Below are 18,210 nucleotides of genomic sequence, written 5' to 3'. Positions count from 1 at the left end.
GGTTGAAAGCACCGGTCTTGAAAACCGGCATACGTTAATAGCGTATCTAGGGTTCAAATCCCTATCTCTCCGCCACTAATAAGAAGCCTCGCTAGAAATAGCGAGGCTTTTTTCATTTCCGCACATCTTTATTACTCTATCTGTGCTTGCCAAAAATCAATTCCATATGCGATCTACTTTTGGACTAAGTAACATCGGTATCGGTATCGGTATTGGTATTGGTATTGGTTGTGACGTTTTGATTTTTGCTAAGAAGTGCAGTTGCCTCTAAAGCTGTTCATCCTCATCACTGCATGCTGTCCCGATAAGGTTGTTGGAGATGCTTTGTTAAGGTGTTGAACCATCTATTGCCTTATCGTTCTCTTAAAGCACTACCATTGCTTCTCTAGCCCCTTTTACCGGATAGACCGAACAAATAAGCATACTCAAATAGCCACTGTTTCACTGATGTATCTTTTTGTTTTACTCAGTCTAGCGACGCGTGTGCTCTATTGCCTAAATCTAGCTACGTCTTAAAACCATACATCAACAGGCTAAAGTTACGTATTCCTGCATTTTTTAAAATTGTTTTGGATTCTGCTGGAATGACAGGATCAGAGTAGTCAAAGAGAAGAGGAAAGTGAAACGATAGTGAGTTGCTAGGAAGTTGAGAACTACTTGGGAGCCAATGAATTGGATAAACATATTGATGACTAAGGACTGAAGGGTTAATAGCAGGCAATAAAAAAGCCGACAGGTAAGCTGTCGGCTTGGTTAGGTCATCTTAAGTTAGTCATTCTGTACGAGCGTGAGAGCTTTACGAGAGACTTCGTGAGCAGCTTTGGTTAGATTTTGCTTCTCTAGTGTGTCTGCTAGGAATGCATAGTCAGAGACGTCAGAGCGAAGCTTTAAGGCGATCTCAAAGTGATCCTGGGCTTCTTGCCACTTCTCTTGACGGAAATAGAAGTGCGCTAATGCGCTATGGGCAGCGGCGTTATCCGGTTCTTTCTTCACTACTCCCTCTAAGAAGACCACGACAGGGTGGGTATCTGGCAGGTTTAGATCTGGCAGAAGTTGATAAAGCTCTGGGGCAGGTTGTTTTTTTAATGCTTCTTTTAGCACGGTAAAGGCTTCTGCATCAGCTTTTCGTGTGATGAGTTCTCGAGCAAAACAGGCAACGAGGTTTGTGTCTTGTTTCACTTTACGTGAGAGACTATTCCAATGGGAGATTAGCCCTTCGCTACCTTGTTGTTGCGCTACTTCATGGAGTAAGCCGCACTGCGCCTTTTGAATCAGCTCTGCATGTTCTTCTTCCGTGATGAGTTTTGCTTTGGTTAGTTGTGGCAAGAGGTCAATAAGAGGTTGCCACAACTTTAGCTGCATGTACGTTGTTTTCAGCAAGTTCAATACAATAGAGTTACTTGCATACTGATTTTTTAACGATTGCAAGGTATCGAAAGCGGACTCGAACTCGTTGTCGCGGATAAATTGTTTCGCTCGAGTCAGTTCTACTGCGAGATGGGCGTTCTCTTGTTGGCTCGCTAGCTCTAGATAGTGATCTCGTTTTGCTTTATCACCTTGGCCTTGTGCGGCTTCAGACGCAACCAAGTAGCAAAGCAGCGGCATATCGTGATGATTTGCCCAGCGAGTTACTTTCTTCTCAGCACCTTTCCAGTCACCTTCTAGAAGTTTAATAATGCCTTCATTGGTGTATCGGCGGGAATGGCGCATTTTGCGAACACTGAAGTAGTTCCATGTTGTAGAACTAGCATAAACTAACTTCTTAATCAGGTACTCAAGCAGAAAAAGACCTGCGAGTGCTGCGATAACAAAAACCACTAATGTCGTTACGCTCATCTCGATCGTTTTCTCGGCAATGGAGATGAGTACATAGCCTTGCTGACCAGAAAACTGGGTGCCAACAAATAGTCCTGCGCCTAGTACAACAAATAGGAAAATAAGACGAAACATTACTTATCCTCCATGCCTGTCATCGTTGTGACTTCACGACGTAGGCGTTCACGGATGACATCTGATAGTTGAGACTGACTTTGCAGTTTTGTTGGGTATTCCACTTGAATATTTTGCTGACTTAGTAGGTTAACCGTTTTGTTGAACTCTTTAACAGAATTATCGTCTTGGTTGAAGAAAGCTAATGCCCATTTGTCGGCTGTTTTTAGAGATGTGGTGTAAATTTCACCTTGTTCTTGGTACACCGCTTTTATTGCCGTTTCCAATTTGGCTTTGATGTTTTCTTTCAGGTAAAAGTGTTGCTCAGGAGAGAGCAGTGGAATGACGTTACCATCGCGCGTGCGGAAGGTAATGAAGTTTTCCGAAAAGTCCTTCAAAGAGGTCATTAAGTTATCTTGCCAGTTTGCGATATCTTCAGACACTTCAGTGTTTTCTACGGCTTCAGCTTCAGGTAGCAGTGCATTGGCGAGAGGGAGCTTGTCTACTTGCTGTTGCAGGGCAGTTAAGCGTAGTACCAATCCATCACGGTCAATTAGCGGGATAGTGCGAAGTTTGGTGATATCGTTTGCCATTGCTTTACGTAGTTTGACGAGACTAGGGTCATTCAGCGCTGCAATGCGTTGGTCTGCACTTTCCATCAGTTGAGTCGCGCTTTCTACATCGTGCTCTAAGAACAATTTACGGCCGGCTAATTTGACGAGGTAATCGGCTTCCGCCAATAGCCAGTCGTTTGGTCGACGACCTTTCACATCGGCAACGGCGAGCTGTAAGCTTTCAATGCTCTTCTGTTGCTGTCCAAGTACCACTTCCGCTTTGTGTGTCACGGTTGTTGCTTTCTCGATGGTTTCTTCTAGTACCCGGCTGAGCTCTTGCTTCATGGAAGCTTGAGTGCTTTCTAGCTGACTTTTTAGTTGGGCGATCTGCGCTTGGTAATCGGCTTGCTGTTGATGCAGCTTGTACGCGAGGCCACCGCCAAAAATAATCGATAAGATGATAGCGACCGTGCCTAGTTTGACACCGCGTTTACCTTGTTTTTCTTCAAACTCGACTTTGGTTGGCTCTGCTGTTTTTGGGGGCTCGGCCGCTTGTGGTTGCTCTTTTTTAAGGTCCGCATCCTGCTGCGATGTGGTTTTTTCGACTAGCGGTGCCGATGAGGTTTCTTCGGAAAGGTTTTTATCGTTATTTTTTTGGTCGTTATTTTTACTTGTCATGCCTATATCCTGTGTAGCTAGGGCTGGAGAGCCGCCAGTAATTCTTGGTTGGATGCGCTTCCCGTGCATCTCACGCGAGTGAACCCCCTTTGAATTGCGATGTCAGCGATACGCTGACTGGGGATATACAACTCTTGTTGATTAAGCCAAGTCAATTGCTCCGACGTCAATTGGCTGCACAAATAATCCAGTTGTTCACCACTGGTGACAATAATCTGGTTAATTTGTAGGTTTTTCCATAGTGAGATACAGCTTACTGGATCGAATGGGATGAATTCTCTCTTGTAAGTCTCACTATAGTGAACTTTTGCGCCACGCCTCACCAATGCATCTTTGATCAGCTCTCTTCCGCCGTTACCACGAAGGATAAGAACTTGTTGTTGTGCCACATTGTTGAGCTCTGGCAGTCGCAATAAGTGTTCACTATCACTGACTTGGGGATAGTGTACTTTCTGTTGGGTACATTTGCTTAAATAGTGTGCTGTTTTTTGACCAACGGCAAGGTAAATAGCTTGTTTCGGCCATGACATCCCGTTGCTGGCTAAGATTTGCTGTGCACATTGCACTGCATGTCGACTAACAGCGATAACAATTTGAGCTTGATGTAGATGTTTAGAGAGGTGCGTGTCCGTGAGATCGGCGACAATGTCGATCAGAGGATGGTGATATGCGGAAATGCCGTGCCTTTCGAGCAGAGAGCAAAGCGCGTTGCCTTGCTCTCCCGGCCGAGTGACCAACACTGCCATGGTTATTCGTGATCTGCGTACAGCTTAGTTAGGATTTCACGAGCGCCGTTATCTAGCAGCTCATTGGCTAGCTGCACTCCTAATGCTTCGCCATCTTTACGATGGCCACGAATTTCACCACGAACAATTACGCTGCCATCTGGTTCGCCAACTAATGCGCGTAACCAAATGTTGTCGCCGTCTAGTAGGGCATAGCTGCCGATTGGTACCTGACAGCCGCCTTCTAGGGTCAGATTCATTGCGCGCTCACACAAAACGCGGTCTACGGTGTCTTGGTGGTTAAGTGGCTCAAGCAGCTTAAGCAGTCTTTCATCGTCAAGGCGGCACTCAATACCGACAGCACCTTGGCCTACCGCTGGTAGTGATTGCTCTGGTTCGATAAAGCTACGAATGCGCTCTTCAAGCTTCAATCGTTTGAGGCCAGCCGCAGCAAGAATGATTGCATCATACTCACCCGCATCTAACTTACCAAGGCGAGTGCCCACATTACCGCGAAGCTCTTTGATGATGATGTCCGGACGATATTCTTTCAGTTGGCATTGACGGCGCAAACTGCAAGTACCAACCACGGCACCTTGAGGGAGATCATCAATGTGGCTATAGGTATTAGAGACGAAGGCATCACGAGGATCTTCACGCTCACAAATGGTCACGAGGCCAAGGCCTTCTGGGAAATCGACGGGTACGTCTTTCATTGAGTGAACGGCGAGGTCTGCACGTCCTTCTAGCATCGCGATTTCAAGCTCTTTTACGAACAAGCCTTTGCCGCCAACTTTTGCTAGTGGTGTATCTAAAATCACGTCACCTTTGGTCACCATGGTTACTAACTCGACTTCCAAGCCAGGGTGAGCGGCTTGAAGGGCGTCTTTAACAAAGTAAGCTTGCCATAAAGCAAGAGGGCTTTTTCGAGTTGCAATGCGAATCGGTGTGGATTGTGTCATGATCTTCTCAATGCTGTTTGGATTTGGGTTTATCCTACCATTCTCATCAAGAAATGCTTACTGTTAGTTCGTTATCTCTGAAGGCTATGAATGGAATTACATGACGTTATGAAAATAGTGTGACTGGATTCTCAATTAGACTAAGGACTATTATTAGTAATAGGTAATAAGAGCGACACTACCGCGCGATTAATTTTGTGACTAAAGTATGGTTTTGTATCCAGAGTGATACGCGGGCGTGAAGCTTTACCCGCACCAATAAAAGTGTTAAATTGATCACGTTTTTAAGCCATTTTGGTTTAAAACGTCAGCAGATTTTCGTGATTGTTCAACCAAGGAATTCCCCTTGCAGGCTTACACCCAAAAAATCATCCAGCGACTAGATAATTTGAATCAGCAGCGAGTTGATCGCGCGCTGGCGCTTATGGATTCGCAAAGCCAGCAAGTCTTCCATTTGATTCCTGCCTTGTTGAACTACAACCATCCTGTAATTCCTGGCTATTATGATGCCGATGTCCCGTTTGGTGTGCATGGGCTTGAACTAAATAGCATTCAGCAACAATTCATAGATGATATTCAACTTGCCATTGGTCAGCCGCTCAAGACGGTAGAAAAGCCCGCTATATTGGGTTTGTACACCATGGGCAGTACCTCCTCGATTGGTCAAAGTACTTCCAGTGATTTGGATATTTGGGTGTGTATCTCACCAGAGATGGATTGTGACGAACGCGAGTTATTGACCAATAAATGCTTACTCATCACGGATTGGGCACAAAGCAAAGGCGTGGAAGCGAACTTTTTCTTAATGGATAAAGAGCGCTTTAGAAGCAATCATTCTGAAGAGATGACGGGTGATAACTGTGGTTCATCTCAGCACTTACTTTTGCTAGATGAATTCTATCGTAGTGCGGTGCGTATTGCCGGACAGCGTTTGTTATGGCAAATCGTGCCACCAGAAATGGAAGAGTGTTACGACGAGTACGTTTCTCAACTGTGCAGTGATGGTTACATCGACTGTAGTGAATGGATCGACTTTGGTAAATTGAACTGCATTCCTGCTGAAGAATACTTCGGCTCGAACTTGTGGCAGTTATACAAAAGCATCGACTCTCCCTACAAATCGGTATTAAAAGCCATCTTGCTAGAAGCTTACTCGTGGGAATACCCGCATACTCAATTGTTAAGCATCGACACTAAACGTCGTTTCTTTGCCCATGAGCCTGATCTCTATGGCATGGATGCGTACTACTTAATGTTGGAAAAAGTAACCCGTTACTTAGAGCGAATTCAAGACGATACACGTTTGGATTTAGTGCGTCGCTGTTTCTATCTCAAAACCCATGAAAAACTATCTCGTGAGCCGAATGTTGGCTCAGTAGCTTGGCGTCGTGAAGCGCTGAGCGATATGATTGCAAAATGGAATTGGGATGCCAGTGTCGTTGCAGAGCTCGATGACCGCCGTAATTGGAAGGTTGAACAAGTAAAGGTGGTACATCATGCATTGCTGGATGCGTTGATGCAAAGCTACCGTAACTTGATTCAATTTGCGCGTCGTAACGACATCACTTCTGCTATCAGTCCGCAAGACATCAGTATTTTGGCCCGTAAACTTTACGCAGCTTTTGAAGTATTGCCGGGCAAAGTAACGTTACTAAACCCACAGATTTCACCTGATCTGCACGAGCCTGACTTGAGCTTTATCGAAGTGAAAAAAGGGGGAGTGAACAAGTCTGGTTGGTACCTCTATAAACAACCACTTATTGCGCACCGCATTTTGGGGCAACCATATCTAGAGCATCATGAATACTTGAGTAAGTTGGTTGCTTGGGCATTCTTCAATGGCTTGATTACTGAATCGACTCGTTTACATGCCGTGGTACGTGAAGCGCAGCTAGATATTGATAAGTTTTACCAAATGGTGAGTGACTTACGAAATACTTTTGCGTTACGTAAGCGTCGTCCATCTATGCAGGCGCTAGCGAGTCCTTGTGAAATAAGCCAGCTTGCGATGTTCATCAACTTTGAAAATGATCCGACGTCTGAACTTTCTGGTCGTTCGTTGAAAGTGGATGTTAAGAACACCGATATTTTTAGCTTTGGTCCAGAACATAAAAATTTAGTCGGCAGTGTTGACCTTGTTTACCGTAATTCTTGGCATGAAGTGCGTACGCTGCATTTCAAAGGGGAAACGGCGATGCTGGATGCACTGAAAACCATTTTGGGCAAAATGCACCAAGATGCGTTGCCACCAGAATCAGTGGATGTGTTCTGCTATGCGAAGAACATGCGTGGTGTGATGCGTAATATGGTTTACCAGCTTTTAGCTGAATGTATCGACTTACGCTTGAAACCAGTAGAGCAAGAGAAACGTCGCCGCTTTAAAGCGATGCGTCTTGGTAACCAGACTTATGGGTTGTTCTTTGAACGTCGTGGTGTGTCGGTGCAGAAGCTAGAAAATTCCATCGATTTCTACCGCAGCATTTCCACTAACAAACTCAAAGGCTCGCCGCTGTTAATGCTCGATCGTGAGCAAGAATATCAAATGCCGGAAGCGGTGGATGGGTTTGCCAGTGAAGGTCTGGTGCAGTTCTTCTTTGAAGATAACGAAGATGGCTTCAATATTTATGTTTTGGATGAGTCAAATCAAGTGGAAGTGTATCACCAATTTAGTGGCTCCAAAGATGAAATGATTTCGTCTGTAAACAGCTTCTACACGTCGGTAAAAGACGATAGTCGCGTCGCGTCGAAGTTTATTAACTTTAACCTGCCTCAGTACTATCAAATTATTCACCCTGAAGAGGGGAATGCGTATATCATTCCTTACCGTAATGACGGTTGTTCACCGAGTCGCCCGACCAAAACTGTGAACGCGTAATTAAACCCGTATCAATAAACAAAAAGAGCACTTCGGTGCTCTTTTTGTTTTGGTGACGATTGACCAGAATTATGCCCAATCAATGGCTTCGCCTGCGTGCTTTTCACACTCTTTCTTCACCATTTCAAATAGCTCCATACCCGTTTTTGAGCAGGTCCATTTACCTTCAATAAGCTTGAAGTGGAAACCACCAGATTTGGACGCTAGCCAGATCTCATGCATCGGCTCTTGGCGATTAATGATGATTTGGCTGCGGTCTTCAAATTCCAATGTCATTACGTTGCCAGTGACTTCGTAATCAATGTCTGCGCCTGAATCATCGATGGATTCTTCGATGATTTGCATCTGCGCATCCACCAGTTGATGAAATTCAGTATCGTTCATCCGTCTATCCTATTGCTTTTCCTGAGTGTGGTGCGATTATAGGGGGCATTGATTCAATAATCACGATATGCGAAATGAAAAAATTAGTTACTGTGTTGTTTGTGATGGTTGCCGCGACCTTAGCGGGGTGTGGTCAGTCTGGCTCACTATACATTCCAGATGACACTCAACAGAATGAGCAATCACAATAAATAACCGCACCTTAGGGTGAAATTAGGGTTCAGCAGTCGAATAAAATAAGGGAAGCGAATTTTGGATTACTTCAACTATCAGGATGATGGCCAGCTTTGGGCCGAAGACGTCCCACTTCAAGCTCTTGCAGAGCAATATGGCACTCCTCTTTACGTATATTCTCGAGCCACGCTAGAGCGCCATTGGAAGGCGTTTGATAGTGCTGTGGGTCAGCATCCTCACCTGGTTTGCTACGCGGTGAAAGCCAACTCAAACTTAGGCGTATTGAACACGCTAGCGCGTTTGGGATCGGGTTTTGATATCGTGTCGGGTGGTGAACTTGAGCGTGTGATTGCCGCAGGCGGTGATCCGAAAAAAGTCGTTTTCTCTGGTGTTGGTAAAACATCGGCAGAGATGAAGCGCGCTCTTGAGCTAGGTATCAAATGTTTCAACGTTGAATCTGAGCCAGAGCTAGAACGTTTGAACAAGGTTGCGGGTGAGCTTGGTGTGATTGCGCCAATTTCTCTGCGTATCAATCCAGATGTCGACGCGAAAACACACCCTTACATTTCGACTGGTCTTCGCGACAATAAATTCGGCATTGCGTTTGATCGTGCGCCAGATGTTTATAAATTCGCGCAAAGCCTGCCGAACTTGAATGTGCAAGGCATCGACTGCCACATTGGTTCTCAGCTGACCAATATAGACCCATTTATCGACGCGACAGACCGTTTATTAGCCCTGATTGATGATTTAAAAGCGCAAGGCATTAACATTCGTCACCTTGATGTCGGCGGCGGTTTGGGTGTGGTCTATCGTGATGAATTACCACCTCAGCCTTCTGATTACGCCAAAGCGTTACTTGGTCGTCTTGAAAATCACCAAGACTTGGAGCTGATCTTTGAGCCAGGCCGTGCAATTGCTGCGAACGCAGGTATCTTGCTAACGCGTGTTGAGTTTTTAAAACATACTGAGCATAAAAACTTTGCGATTATCGACGCTGCAATGAACGACTTGATGCGTCCTGCGCTATACCAAGCATGGCAAGATATTGTGCCAGTTTCACCGCGAAAGGGTGAAGCTCAGACTTACGACTTGGTTGGTCCTATTTGTGAAACCGGCGACTTCTTGGGTAAAGATCGCGCACTCGTTTTGCAAGAAGGTGATCTACTCGCGGTTCGTTCAGCAGGTGCCTATGGTTTTGTGATGTCTTCGAACTACAATACTCGTACCCGAGCGGCAGAAGTGATGGTGGACGGTAAACAAAGCCACTTAGTTCGCCAGCGTGAGGAGCTGACCAGTTTGTGGCAGCTGGAACAGATTCTACCGGAGTAACACACAACAAATGCATTTCCACTTTTCCAAAATGCACGGTTTGGGCAACGACTTCATGGTCGTCGACTGTATTACCCAGAACGTGTTTTTCTCGCAAGACCTGATCCGCCGCTTGGCGGATCGTCATACTGGCGTTGGTTTTGACCAATTGCTTGTGGTAGAGGCCCCTTACGACCCTGAAACCGACTTCCATTATCGGATTTTTAATGCCGATGGTAGTGAAGTTGAACAGTGTGGTAACGGTGCACGCTGTTTTGCCCGCTTTGTTCGCTTGAAGGGGCTGACCAATAAATACAGCATCAGCGTGAGCACCAAGAAAGGAAAGATGATTCTCAACATCGAAGATGATGGGGAAGTGACGGTCAACATGGGCGTACCAGAGTTTGAACCGAACAAAATTCCTTTCAAAGCGAAGCAAAAAGAGAAAACTTACATCATGCGAGCAGGCGACAATACCTTGTTTTGTGGTGCTGTGAGCATGGGTAACCCGCACGTAGTGACCGTGGTCGACGATGTGGATACGGCAGAAGTGGAAACTCTCGGTCCGCTGCTCGAGTCGCATGAGCGTTTCCCAGAGCGCGTCAACGCTGGCTTTATGCAGGTGATGAGTCGTGACCATATTCGTCTTCGAGTTTACGAGCGAGGCGCAGGAGAGACACAAGCTTGTGGTAGTGGTGCATGCGCGGCAGTCGCGGTTGGGATTCTGCAGGGCTTGTTGGATGAAAACGTTAAGGTTTCTCTACCTGGTGGTGAATTGCGAATTGCATGGCAAGGCCCTGGCAAGCCGTTGTTTATGACCGGACCTACAACGCATGTATTTGATGGTCAATTGTCTTGCTAGTTGAAGAAAAAGGAAACGCTTTGTCTCAAGTAGAAGCAGATGCCTTAACGGCTGAAGTAGTGGCAGAGTACCTCAAAGATCATCCAGACTTTTTTGTGCAACGTCCGGAGCTTGTGGATCGTTTATCTTTCCCACACTCAGACTTAGGCGCGGTATCTTTGGTACACATCCAAATGAATCGCCAACGTCAGCGCATTGAAGAGTTAGAGGAAGAGATCACTACACTAATGTCGCTTGCGGCGAACAATGATCGCACCTTTTACGAATTTATGGATTTGCAGGGGCAGATTCTAAAGTGTGGTGACTTTAAACAAGTCATTCATTCTATCGAAGAGAAAGCCAAAACATTGGGCTTACGTGCGTTTGTTCGATTGTTTAGTCAATGCGACGCATCGATTCAATTGAGTAAGGAAAGTTATCAACGCTTTGCGACCACACACTTAAATGGCAAAGATGCGTACTTAGGACGTCTTCGCAAAGTGGATCGTGAAGCTTTGTTTGGCAACATGGAAGTGCCGGAAATGGGGTCCTATGTGGTACTGCCGCTCGTGAAACAGCAAACTCTGGGCGTGCTTGCTTTTTCTAGTGAAGATGGCGGCCATTTTCAGCCAGATATGGATACCTTGTTTTTGCGTCACCTATCATTAGTAGTGGCACATCTCGCTCAAACACTGGTATGGCAAAGTTACGATGACGACAACTCCCAACACTCCTCTGCCAAATAGTCTGCAAAAGCCTCTTGAGCGCTTCTATGAATTCTTACGAAGCGAAAAGGGGCTTAGCCTACATACTCAGCGCAATTACAAACAGCAGCTAGAAACAATGGCGCAGCACCTAGCTGAAATGGGGCTCAAAGATTGGTCTCAAGTGGATGCTGGTTGGGTGCGCCAATTAGCAGGTAAGGGCATGCGAGAAGGCATGAAAGCCAGCAGTTTGGCAACGCGACTCTCATCGCTGCGTAGCTTTTTCGATTTCCTTATTCTGCGTGGCGAGATTTCTGCTAACCCAGCCAAAGGGGTTTCAGCACCTCGCAAAAAACGCCCGTTGCCCAAAAACCTCGATGTTGACGAAGTGAGCCAATTACTTGAAGTCAACGAGGACGACCCGTTGGCTGTGCGCGATCGCGCCATGATGGAGCTGATGTATGGCGCCGGCTTACGTTTGGCTGAACTGGTGGGTGTGGATGTACGTGACGTACAACTGCGTAGTGGTGAGCTTCGTGTTATTGGTAAAGGCGATAAAGAACGTAAAGTGCCGTTCTCTGGGATGGCAACCGAGTGGGTCGGGAAGTGGTTACGCGTTCGTGGTGATTTAGCCGCTCCAGGTGAGCCCGCCTTGTTTGTATCTAAGCTTGGAACGCGTATTTCGCATCGTAGCGTGCAAAAGCGCATGGCTGAATGGGGGCAGAAACAGTCTGTCGCAAGCCATATTAGTCCGCATAAATTGCGTCACTCATTTGCGACACATATGCTCGAATCAAGCAATAACTTACGTGCGGTGCAGGAGCTTTTAGGGCACGAGAATATTTCGACGACCCAAATCTACACGCACTTGGATTTCCAACATTTGGCGCAAGCCTACGACCAAGCCCACCCACGCGCACGTAAAAAGAACGGGGAGTGAGCCGAAGTATGAAATTTTATCGCCGTATCGAGCCTATTAAGGCAATGACCTTTGACCTAGATGATACCCTCTATGACAACTATCCTGTGATAGTTCGCATGGAGCGTGAGTTGCTATCTTGGCTCAAGCACCATCATCCAGCGGTTGCTCATATGAACAAAGCGGATTGGTTTGCTCTCAAGCAGCGTGTTGTGCAGCAACAACCCGAGCTGAAGAGCGATGTCACTTTATGGCGTTTAGTGCAACTTCAGCAAGCCTTCTCCCAAGTAGGCTACGACGAAGACGCAGCACATGCCGCCGCGAAAGCCGCAGTAGACATTGCGTTGGACTGGCGTAACCGTTTTGAAGTGCCGCAGCAAAGCCTCGATGTATTGGAGGAACTCGCGCAGCACATCCCGTTGGTGGCAATCACCAACGGTAATGTGGATTTAGACCGCATCGGTCTTACGCCTTATTTCCAACAGGTACTTAAAGCAGGACCAGATGGATTGGCGAAACCCGCAACCGATATGTTTACTAAAGCGAAGCGATTCTTGGATATTCCTGCGGAGAATATTCTGCATGTCGGTGATCATCTAACCACGGATGTGCATGGTGCAAAGTTGGCTGGTTTTGCAGCCTGTTGGTTTAATGATATGAATAAAAATGTCATTAACCATTCAAAAACACGTACTTTACCTGATATTGAAATCAATAGTTTGCAGCCGTTACTCACACTTTTTTAATTGCTTTCGCATTAATCCATTCTAATCTCATTTTGTGTCTAGAAAAGCAGCGCAAAGCCACGTAAATTATTCTCTATTAAATAAAAATAGTAACGCCACACGTCGTGGTGAAGATAGTGTTACGGCAGTGGTAGGTCCATGCGAGCTTTTTCAAAACTGGTTCACGATGTCAGTCAACTGAATGACTTTTTAGTCACTTTTCCGACTTCCTCAGATAAACAATATTTAGTACAAATATTGTCGACGCAATCGCGCGAAATTACGACCACACTTGCAGACGCCGTTTTGTCGTCGCTGCCGAATGCTCATGTTATGGGGCATAGTACGCGTAATGTGATTCTGGAAGGGGAGATATTTACCTCTGGTTGCCTAGTGAGTGTGATTGAATTTGAGCAAACCACGCTGACTTCTGCGGTACAAACATACTCTTACTCCCCTGACATTGATGGCGGGGAGCTCAAGCGCTCTCTTCTAATGCAGCATAATTCACAGGTGATCCTCAGCTTTGCTGTGCAAATTGAACGACGTGACTATCCCTTGTTTCAAACCTTCGCCAGTGAAGAAGTAGTGATTTCTGGAGGGTTGGCGCAGAGTATTGACGATGGCTGCTGGGTGCTATATCAAAACCGAGTTTACGATAATGCCGTGGTTGCCGTAGCTTTGCACAGTGATACTTTGAAGCTATGGACTGATGCGTATTCGGAATGGAACCCGATTGGCATGCCACACAAAGTCACTCATGCAAAAGGAACGCGCTTGTATTGTTTAGGTGAGAAGAAAGCGCTGGACGTATACAAGCGTTACTTGGCGGATGGCCATGACGTGACGCTGAGTCAACTGCTCAGCTTTCCTTTATATCGAGAAAGCTTAGGGCGAAAGGAAGTTTGTACGGTAACGGAGCTACACGCTGATGGCAGTATGAGCTTCGACAGGCCCTGGTGTCTTGGTGACGAAGTGCAATTTTGCTATAACCATCCCTCGTTAACGCTCGAGCAAGTGCGGCATGGTGTGGTTGAGTTAGCCACGCACCAACCTGAAGTCGTGATGATTTTTAACTGCGCGTCACGGTTAGACTTTATTGACAGCAGCGACGAAGTCCAAGCATTCAAAGATATTGCGACGACGTTTGGTAGTTACTGTATGGGGGAGCTGCATGGTGGTATTGGTCAGCCCGAAATTCTTCATCACAGCCTGACGTATTTAGCGATGCGAGAGGGAGACGAAGTGCAAACATTGAACTTGCCTAAGTCGCCCGTTAGCTCCTCTATTTCACCGCTGTTTAGCTTGATTCGAAATGCGATCGGCGATCTCAACCATATGAACGCGCATATGGGATATCAACTCGATCGCCAAACGCGCAAGTTACAAGAAAGCTATCGACGCGACAGTCGCACGGGATTACAAAACCGGGTCGCATTGCAAGAGCGGCTGAGTAACATCGATTTGGATGAGCATTTGTTGACTCTAAAGCTACTTAACTTTAGTCATATCAACGAAAAATACGGCTACCGAGTGGGAGATCAATTACTCAAAGATCTCTCAATGCACTTTACGAATCGACTACGAAAGCGTTTCGGCATGCCAACGGCTTTGCAGCTTTATAGTATTGGGGTTGGTGAATGGGCGTTCATATTTAAAGCTGATCAAAGCAGCGAGACCATCAAACAGCACTTTGCGCGTTTTGCTGACGCGGTAGAACAAACTAATTTTGAGCCAATTGGCCTACGTGAAATAGATTATCTTTCTATCTCGCTATGCGGCGGCTTAGTGAGTCGTCGAGATTTTCCATCCGCTTCAGTAGATGAGCTCTTACTCAAAGGCATCGAAGCGAGGCGCTCCGGTGTACGCAGTAATACCCATATCTGTAATGCGAAAGATATTGAAGTCAGTGAGGATGTGCGTAAAGAGCAACTTGGATGGCTAAGTTGCGTTAGTAGAGCCATTCTCAAACAGAACATCATCACTTATAGCCAACCCATTGTGCATGCGGGTAGCCACAAATTGGCAAGCCAAGAATGTTTGGTTCGTATTCTGGAAGCCGATGGAACGGTGATTGCGCCAGGGCGTTTTCTGCCAATTATCTCTGATACGCATCTTTACACTCGACTAAGTCGGCACATGATTCATTCTACGTTGCATTATATGCGAGATAAGCAAGGTGACTTTTCTATAAACTTATCGCCGCAAGATTTGCTCAGTGATAAAACTTTAATGCTTTTAGAGCATGAAATTAGCCAGCTAAATGACCCAAGGCGAATTGGTTTAGAAGTGCTGGAATCTGAGCAGATCAAAGACTACGGCCGAATGATAGAAGTGTGCAGTCATTTTAGAAGCTTAGGGGCGCGTATCATTGTTGATGACTTTGGGTCCGGTTATTCGAATATCGATGAAATCCTAAAGTTGGAGCCAGAAGTCATAAAGCTCGATGGCAGCTTGATTCGTGATATTGATAAAGACTTAAAACAGCGCAAGATCGCTTCCCAGTTGGTGCGTTTGTGCCAGGTGTTTAACGCGGAGACGGTGGCGGAGTTCGTCCACAATCAGGAGGTGTGTACCATCGCACAAGACATGGGGGTGGATTATTTGCAGGGTTACTATCTTGGCGAGCCGACTCGACTGTTTTAATGATGTTTCACGTGAAACTTCTTGTCGTAAAAAACGCAGCGTAGGCTGCGTTTTGTGTTTGGTCCTTCTACTGAGCTTAATGTTTAACGCTTAAGAGCGTGTCCACTCTTTTCAGCTTGGAACAGAGCGAGGTAATGGGCAAAAAAGCGCTGCATTTGTTGTTGGTTGTTTTGTTCTCCAAGTTGCCCGAGCAAATGTGCAGCGACTTCAAACGTACACAAATTACCTTGTTGTTGGTTGCGTCGCAGCTGATATTGTGAGTCCGCCGACGCGGACAATCCCATAGTAGGGATACCTTCTAACCAACGGCTCTTATTGATCATCTTGCGCGCCTCTTGCCAGGTGGCATCCAAAATAATAAACAGCGGAGTTTTGGTTTGTTGCTGGCTTTGGAGTACCACATCTTCGAGTGTGATACTTTCTTCACAGGGGAAGAGCAACACCGGATACCGCGACGGATCAGCTAATAGAGAGAGTAATTCTGCTGGTGGCTGTTTGCGATCCCAGATTACTCGCTCAATGTTGAGTTGGCACTGCTCTAGTAGCTGGCCGGTATTAGTATCACGCTTCAGTTCATTCGGATGCATTAACAGCAGGATGTTGTGCTCACTGGTAAGTTTCGGCATCAGCGAGCACATACAATTGAATTGAAAACCGCAGGTTGGACACGGTTGAGACATTAAAGACGAACTCCTTCTCGCACCGGGCTTATCCCATCAGAGAACAGACGCACACCACTGACTTGGTTTGGCGTTGCCGTTGGCGCCATGCTTGGGTTGAGTGGGTAGCTAACCCCAGTGTATTGCATAACATGTTGAGCCGCTTTAGCTCCGCCACCGCTGACATTAAAAATCAGATCTCGCCAACCATGAGAGGTTTGTTGGCCGAGCATAATCGGGCTTTGCACTAGTGTAATGCGGCTATTAAAGCGCCATTCCTTTTCGTGATGTTCAAATATTAGCAATGTACAGCCACCGGAACCACACCAATCCAACTGTACCAATAGCTCTTCGTTACCATCGCTGTTGAGGTCGTAAGTTAGCCAACGGTATTGGTTATTGTTGGGGTTGGTTTGATGGATAAAGAAGTAGTTGCGCACCGCGGCATCTACTTTTGAATCAAACTCTGCACTAGAAGGTACGTCAGCACTACCGATGGGGTTGTTGGTGCGTTTTTCGGCTGGTTGCATGATGCCTTCATCACGAACGGTGGCAGGATAAAGGACTAAACCACCATCGGCGATTGGGTAGACCAAGTTACCGACTTTTTCTTTGGTCGCTTTGAGCTGATTGCCTTCTCGAGTAAACAGTCGCTCTGACATTAGCCTTTGCTGTTGATGATGCGTCATAACAACTTGAACCTGAGACGGACTTAACTGTTGCCAGTAACCACGCTCGATTAATGGTGCTTGTCCATTGGCGTAACGGTATTTTGTTGTGGCGCTGTGGTCTGGGTTTAAGGTCATTTGTACTTCAAAGCCTTGTGATTGGGTTGAGGTCGCGACATAGGTATTAGCCCAGCCAAGCGTTGCATCGACGTTTGCAGCCATACCACAACCTTGATACGTCTCGCCATCATGTTTTAGTGTTGCTTTCCAGCCATACAAAGAATCGCTCATTGTGTCTGAGCAGAGGTTTTCTGTTAAGCGAAGCTCACCATCTTGTAGTTGATAAGTGCGCTGGCGAGGTTGAAGCTGACTGCTTTTAATCGCTAATTTTGTGGTTTGTTTGCCGATTTGCTGGAATGTTAGTCCATTAGCCTCAAAGCTTGCCGACCAAGAAGGCTCATTACCAAACACGCGAGTTGGTTTGTTTGGTTGCTGACAACGGTTTGGGTTTTCCGTTGTGAGGAAGTTCACTTGTTCCACGACAAAGTTAGCATCGAAATCAGCAGAAAACCCATCGATGCCCGGTGGGTTGAGGTGGCCGATAACCTCGCCATACATAGTCTGGTAAGGCTCGTTATTTAACTGAATTGCTCGTTGCATTTGCTGTGGTGATAATTGCAACCAATATTGCTTGTCGCTGCCACAAGGCATGATGTATTGGCTCTCGTGACCGACGATCACTTTTCCGCGTAGCATAAAAGTTTGAGGTTGAATGGTTTCAGGCTTATCTAAGGTTGCTGGTGGAGAGGTTGGGTCAGCAGCACCAGATTGTGGCGGCTGTGAACTACATGCTTGCAGAACCAGCAGGGTGGCAAGCGCCACTGGGTTTTTCAAAGCCTTCATGTTATATCTTCCTCATTATTGTTACTCAATCGGCATCGGATGGCATTATGGCATATTGGTTATTTAAAACTGAACCAGATACCTTTTCTATTGACACGCTTCGAACCCAAAAGGTTTCATGTTGGGAGGGAGTTCGTAATTATCAGGCGCGCAATATGATGCGTGACCAAGTGAAGGTGGACGATTTAGTCCTGATTTACCACTCTTCTTGTAAACATGTTGGCGTGGCAGGTATTGCTAAAGTTGTGAGAGAAGCCTATCCCGATCATTTCCAATTCGATCCCGAAAGCGATTATTACGATCCAAAGTCAGACCCAGACAACCCGCGTTGGATTATGGTGGATGTAGAGTTTGTACGTAAAACGGCGCGAGTGATTCCGTTGTCGGTGATGAAAGCGATGCCAGAACTTGAGAACATGCCGTTGGTGAAACGTGGAAATCGCTTGTCGATTATGCCCGTGACAGAAGAAGAATGGGACGCGATTCTTGGCAAAGAGAAGCTGCCAAGTCAGCGATAAAAGAAAAGGGCTGCGAATGTGCAGCCCTTCATTAT

General features: G+C 46.3%; 16 protein-coding genes. 9 read left to right on the top strand and 7 right to left on the bottom strand.

Features of this window, described 5'->3' with window-relative positions:
- Window positions 1-768: 768 nt before the first annotated feature.
- From R8O11_RS19680 to hemC, 4 genes are read right to left on the bottom strand one after another with little or no spacing between them, the layout of a single operon-like run.
- Window positions 769-1,950, bottom strand: a complete 1,182-nt coding sequence (locus R8O11_RS19680) for a heme biosynthesis protein HemY (RefSeq protein ID WP_318194356.1) — start codon at window positions 1,948-1,950, stop codon at window positions 769-771.
- Complete coding sequence (locus tag R8O11_RS19675) at window positions 1,950-3,161, bottom strand: uroporphyrinogen-III C-methyltransferase (protein ID WP_318194355.1); 1,212 nt, start codon at window positions 3,159-3,161, stop codon at window positions 1,950-1,952. Before R8O11_RS19675 ends, R8O11_RS19680 begins: the two co-directional genes overlap by 1 nt.
- Window positions 3,162-3,178: 17 nt before the next feature.
- Entirely contained in the window at window positions 3,179-3,907 is a 729-nt protein-coding gene (locus tag R8O11_RS19670) for a uroporphyrinogen-III synthase (protein ID WP_005383386.1), read from the bottom strand.
- 2 nt (window positions 3,908-3,909) lie between these two features.
- Window positions 3,910-4,848 (bottom strand): hydroxymethylbilane synthase, encoded by a 939-nt coding sequence (hemC, locus tag R8O11_RS19665; protein WP_025768158.1) that lies wholly within the window; start codon window positions 4,846-4,848, stop codon window positions 3,910-3,912.
- 346 nt (window positions 4,849-5,194) lie between these two features.
- On the opposite strand from hemC, the gene R8O11_RS19660 reads away from it, so the two are divergent.
- The gene (locus tag R8O11_RS19660) at window positions 5,195-7,723 is read left to right on the top strand and encodes a class I adenylate cyclase (RefSeq protein WP_053350817.1); all 2,529 of its coding nucleotides are present in this window, start codon (window positions 5,195-5,197) and stop codon (window positions 7,721-7,723) included.
- A gap of 69 nt (window positions 7,724-7,792) precedes the next feature.
- On the opposite strand, the gene cyaY is transcribed toward R8O11_RS19660, so the two are convergent.
- Window positions 7,793-8,107, bottom strand: coding sequence for an iron donor protein CyaY (gene cyaY, locus R8O11_RS19655; RefSeq protein ID WP_005378747.1), 315 nt, complete (start codon window positions 8,105-8,107; stop codon window positions 7,793-7,795).
- 74 nt (window positions 8,108-8,181) lie between these two features.
- Between cyaY and lptM the strand changes: the two genes are divergently transcribed.
- The 7 genes from lptM to R8O11_RS19620 all read left to right on the top strand — a co-directional run bounded on the left by lptM (window position 8,182) and on the right by R8O11_RS19620 (window position 15,427).
- On the top strand, window positions 8,182-8,298 hold the full coding sequence (gene lptM, locus R8O11_RS31835; RefSeq protein WP_005378746.1) for an LPS translocon maturation chaperone LptM: 117 nt from the start codon (window positions 8,182-8,184) through the stop codon (window positions 8,296-8,298).
- Window positions 8,299-8,359: 61 nt separating this feature from the next.
- Entirely contained in the window at window positions 8,360-9,613 is a 1,254-nt protein-coding gene (gene lysA, locus R8O11_RS19645) for a diaminopimelate decarboxylase (protein WP_033907276.1), read from the top strand.
- Between the two features lie 10 nt (window positions 9,614-9,623).
- Window positions 9,624-10,454, top strand: coding sequence for a diaminopimelate epimerase (dapF, locus tag R8O11_RS19640; protein WP_005378744.1), 831 nt, complete (start codon window positions 9,624-9,626; stop codon window positions 10,452-10,454).
- Window positions 10,448-11,179 carry a DUF484 family protein gene (locus R8O11_RS19635; protein WP_213892659.1) on the top strand — a complete coding sequence of 244 codons (732 nt, stop codon included), beginning with the start codon at window positions 10,448-10,450 and terminating at the stop codon, window positions 11,177-11,179. Before dapF ends, R8O11_RS19635 begins: the two co-directional genes overlap by 7 nt.
- On the top strand, window positions 11,145-12,077 hold the full coding sequence (gene xerC, locus R8O11_RS19630; protein WP_064368853.1) for a tyrosine recombinase XerC: 933 nt from the start codon (window positions 11,145-11,147) through the stop codon (window positions 12,075-12,077). Before R8O11_RS19635 ends, xerC begins: the two co-directional genes overlap by 35 nt.
- Window positions 12,078-12,085: 8 nt before the next feature.
- Entirely contained in the window at window positions 12,086-12,802 is a 717-nt protein-coding gene (gene yigB, locus R8O11_RS19625) for a 5-amino-6-(5-phospho-D-ribitylamino)uracil phosphatase YigB (RefSeq protein ID WP_318194354.1), read from the top strand.
- A 138-nt stretch (window positions 12,803-12,940) separates the two neighbouring features.
- A complete protein-coding gene (locus R8O11_RS19620; RefSeq protein ID WP_318194353.1) occupies window positions 12,941-15,427 on the top strand; it encodes an EAL domain-containing protein in 2,487 nt (828 codons plus the stop codon).
- An 83-nt stretch (window positions 15,428-15,510) separates the two neighbouring features.
- Here R8O11_RS19620 and R8O11_RS19615 read toward each other — a convergent pair whose 3' ends face one another.
- Window positions 15,511-16,107 carry a tRNA-uridine aminocarboxypropyltransferase gene (locus R8O11_RS19615; RefSeq protein ID WP_054575535.1) on the bottom strand — a complete coding sequence of 199 codons (597 nt, stop codon included), beginning with the start codon at window positions 16,105-16,107 and terminating at the stop codon, window positions 15,511-15,513.
- Window positions 16,107-17,657: a COG3650 family protein gene (locus R8O11_RS19610; RefSeq protein ID WP_054575536.1), complete on the bottom strand. Its 1,551-nt coding sequence runs from the start codon at window positions 17,655-17,657 to the stop codon at window positions 16,107-16,109. Before R8O11_RS19610 ends, R8O11_RS19615 begins: the two co-directional genes overlap by 1 nt.
- 47 nt (window positions 17,658-17,704) lie before the next feature.
- On the opposite strand from R8O11_RS19610, the gene R8O11_RS19605 reads away from it, so the two are divergent.
- Complete coding sequence (locus tag R8O11_RS19605) at window positions 17,705-18,175, top strand: EVE domain-containing protein (protein ID WP_054575537.1); 471 nt, start codon at window positions 17,705-17,707, stop codon at window positions 18,173-18,175.
- Window positions 18,176-18,210: the final 35 nt, after the last annotated feature.

The organism is Vibrio sp. 1288 (assembly GCF_033344475.1).
This window is presented reverse-complemented; position numbering and strand designations above follow the sequence as displayed.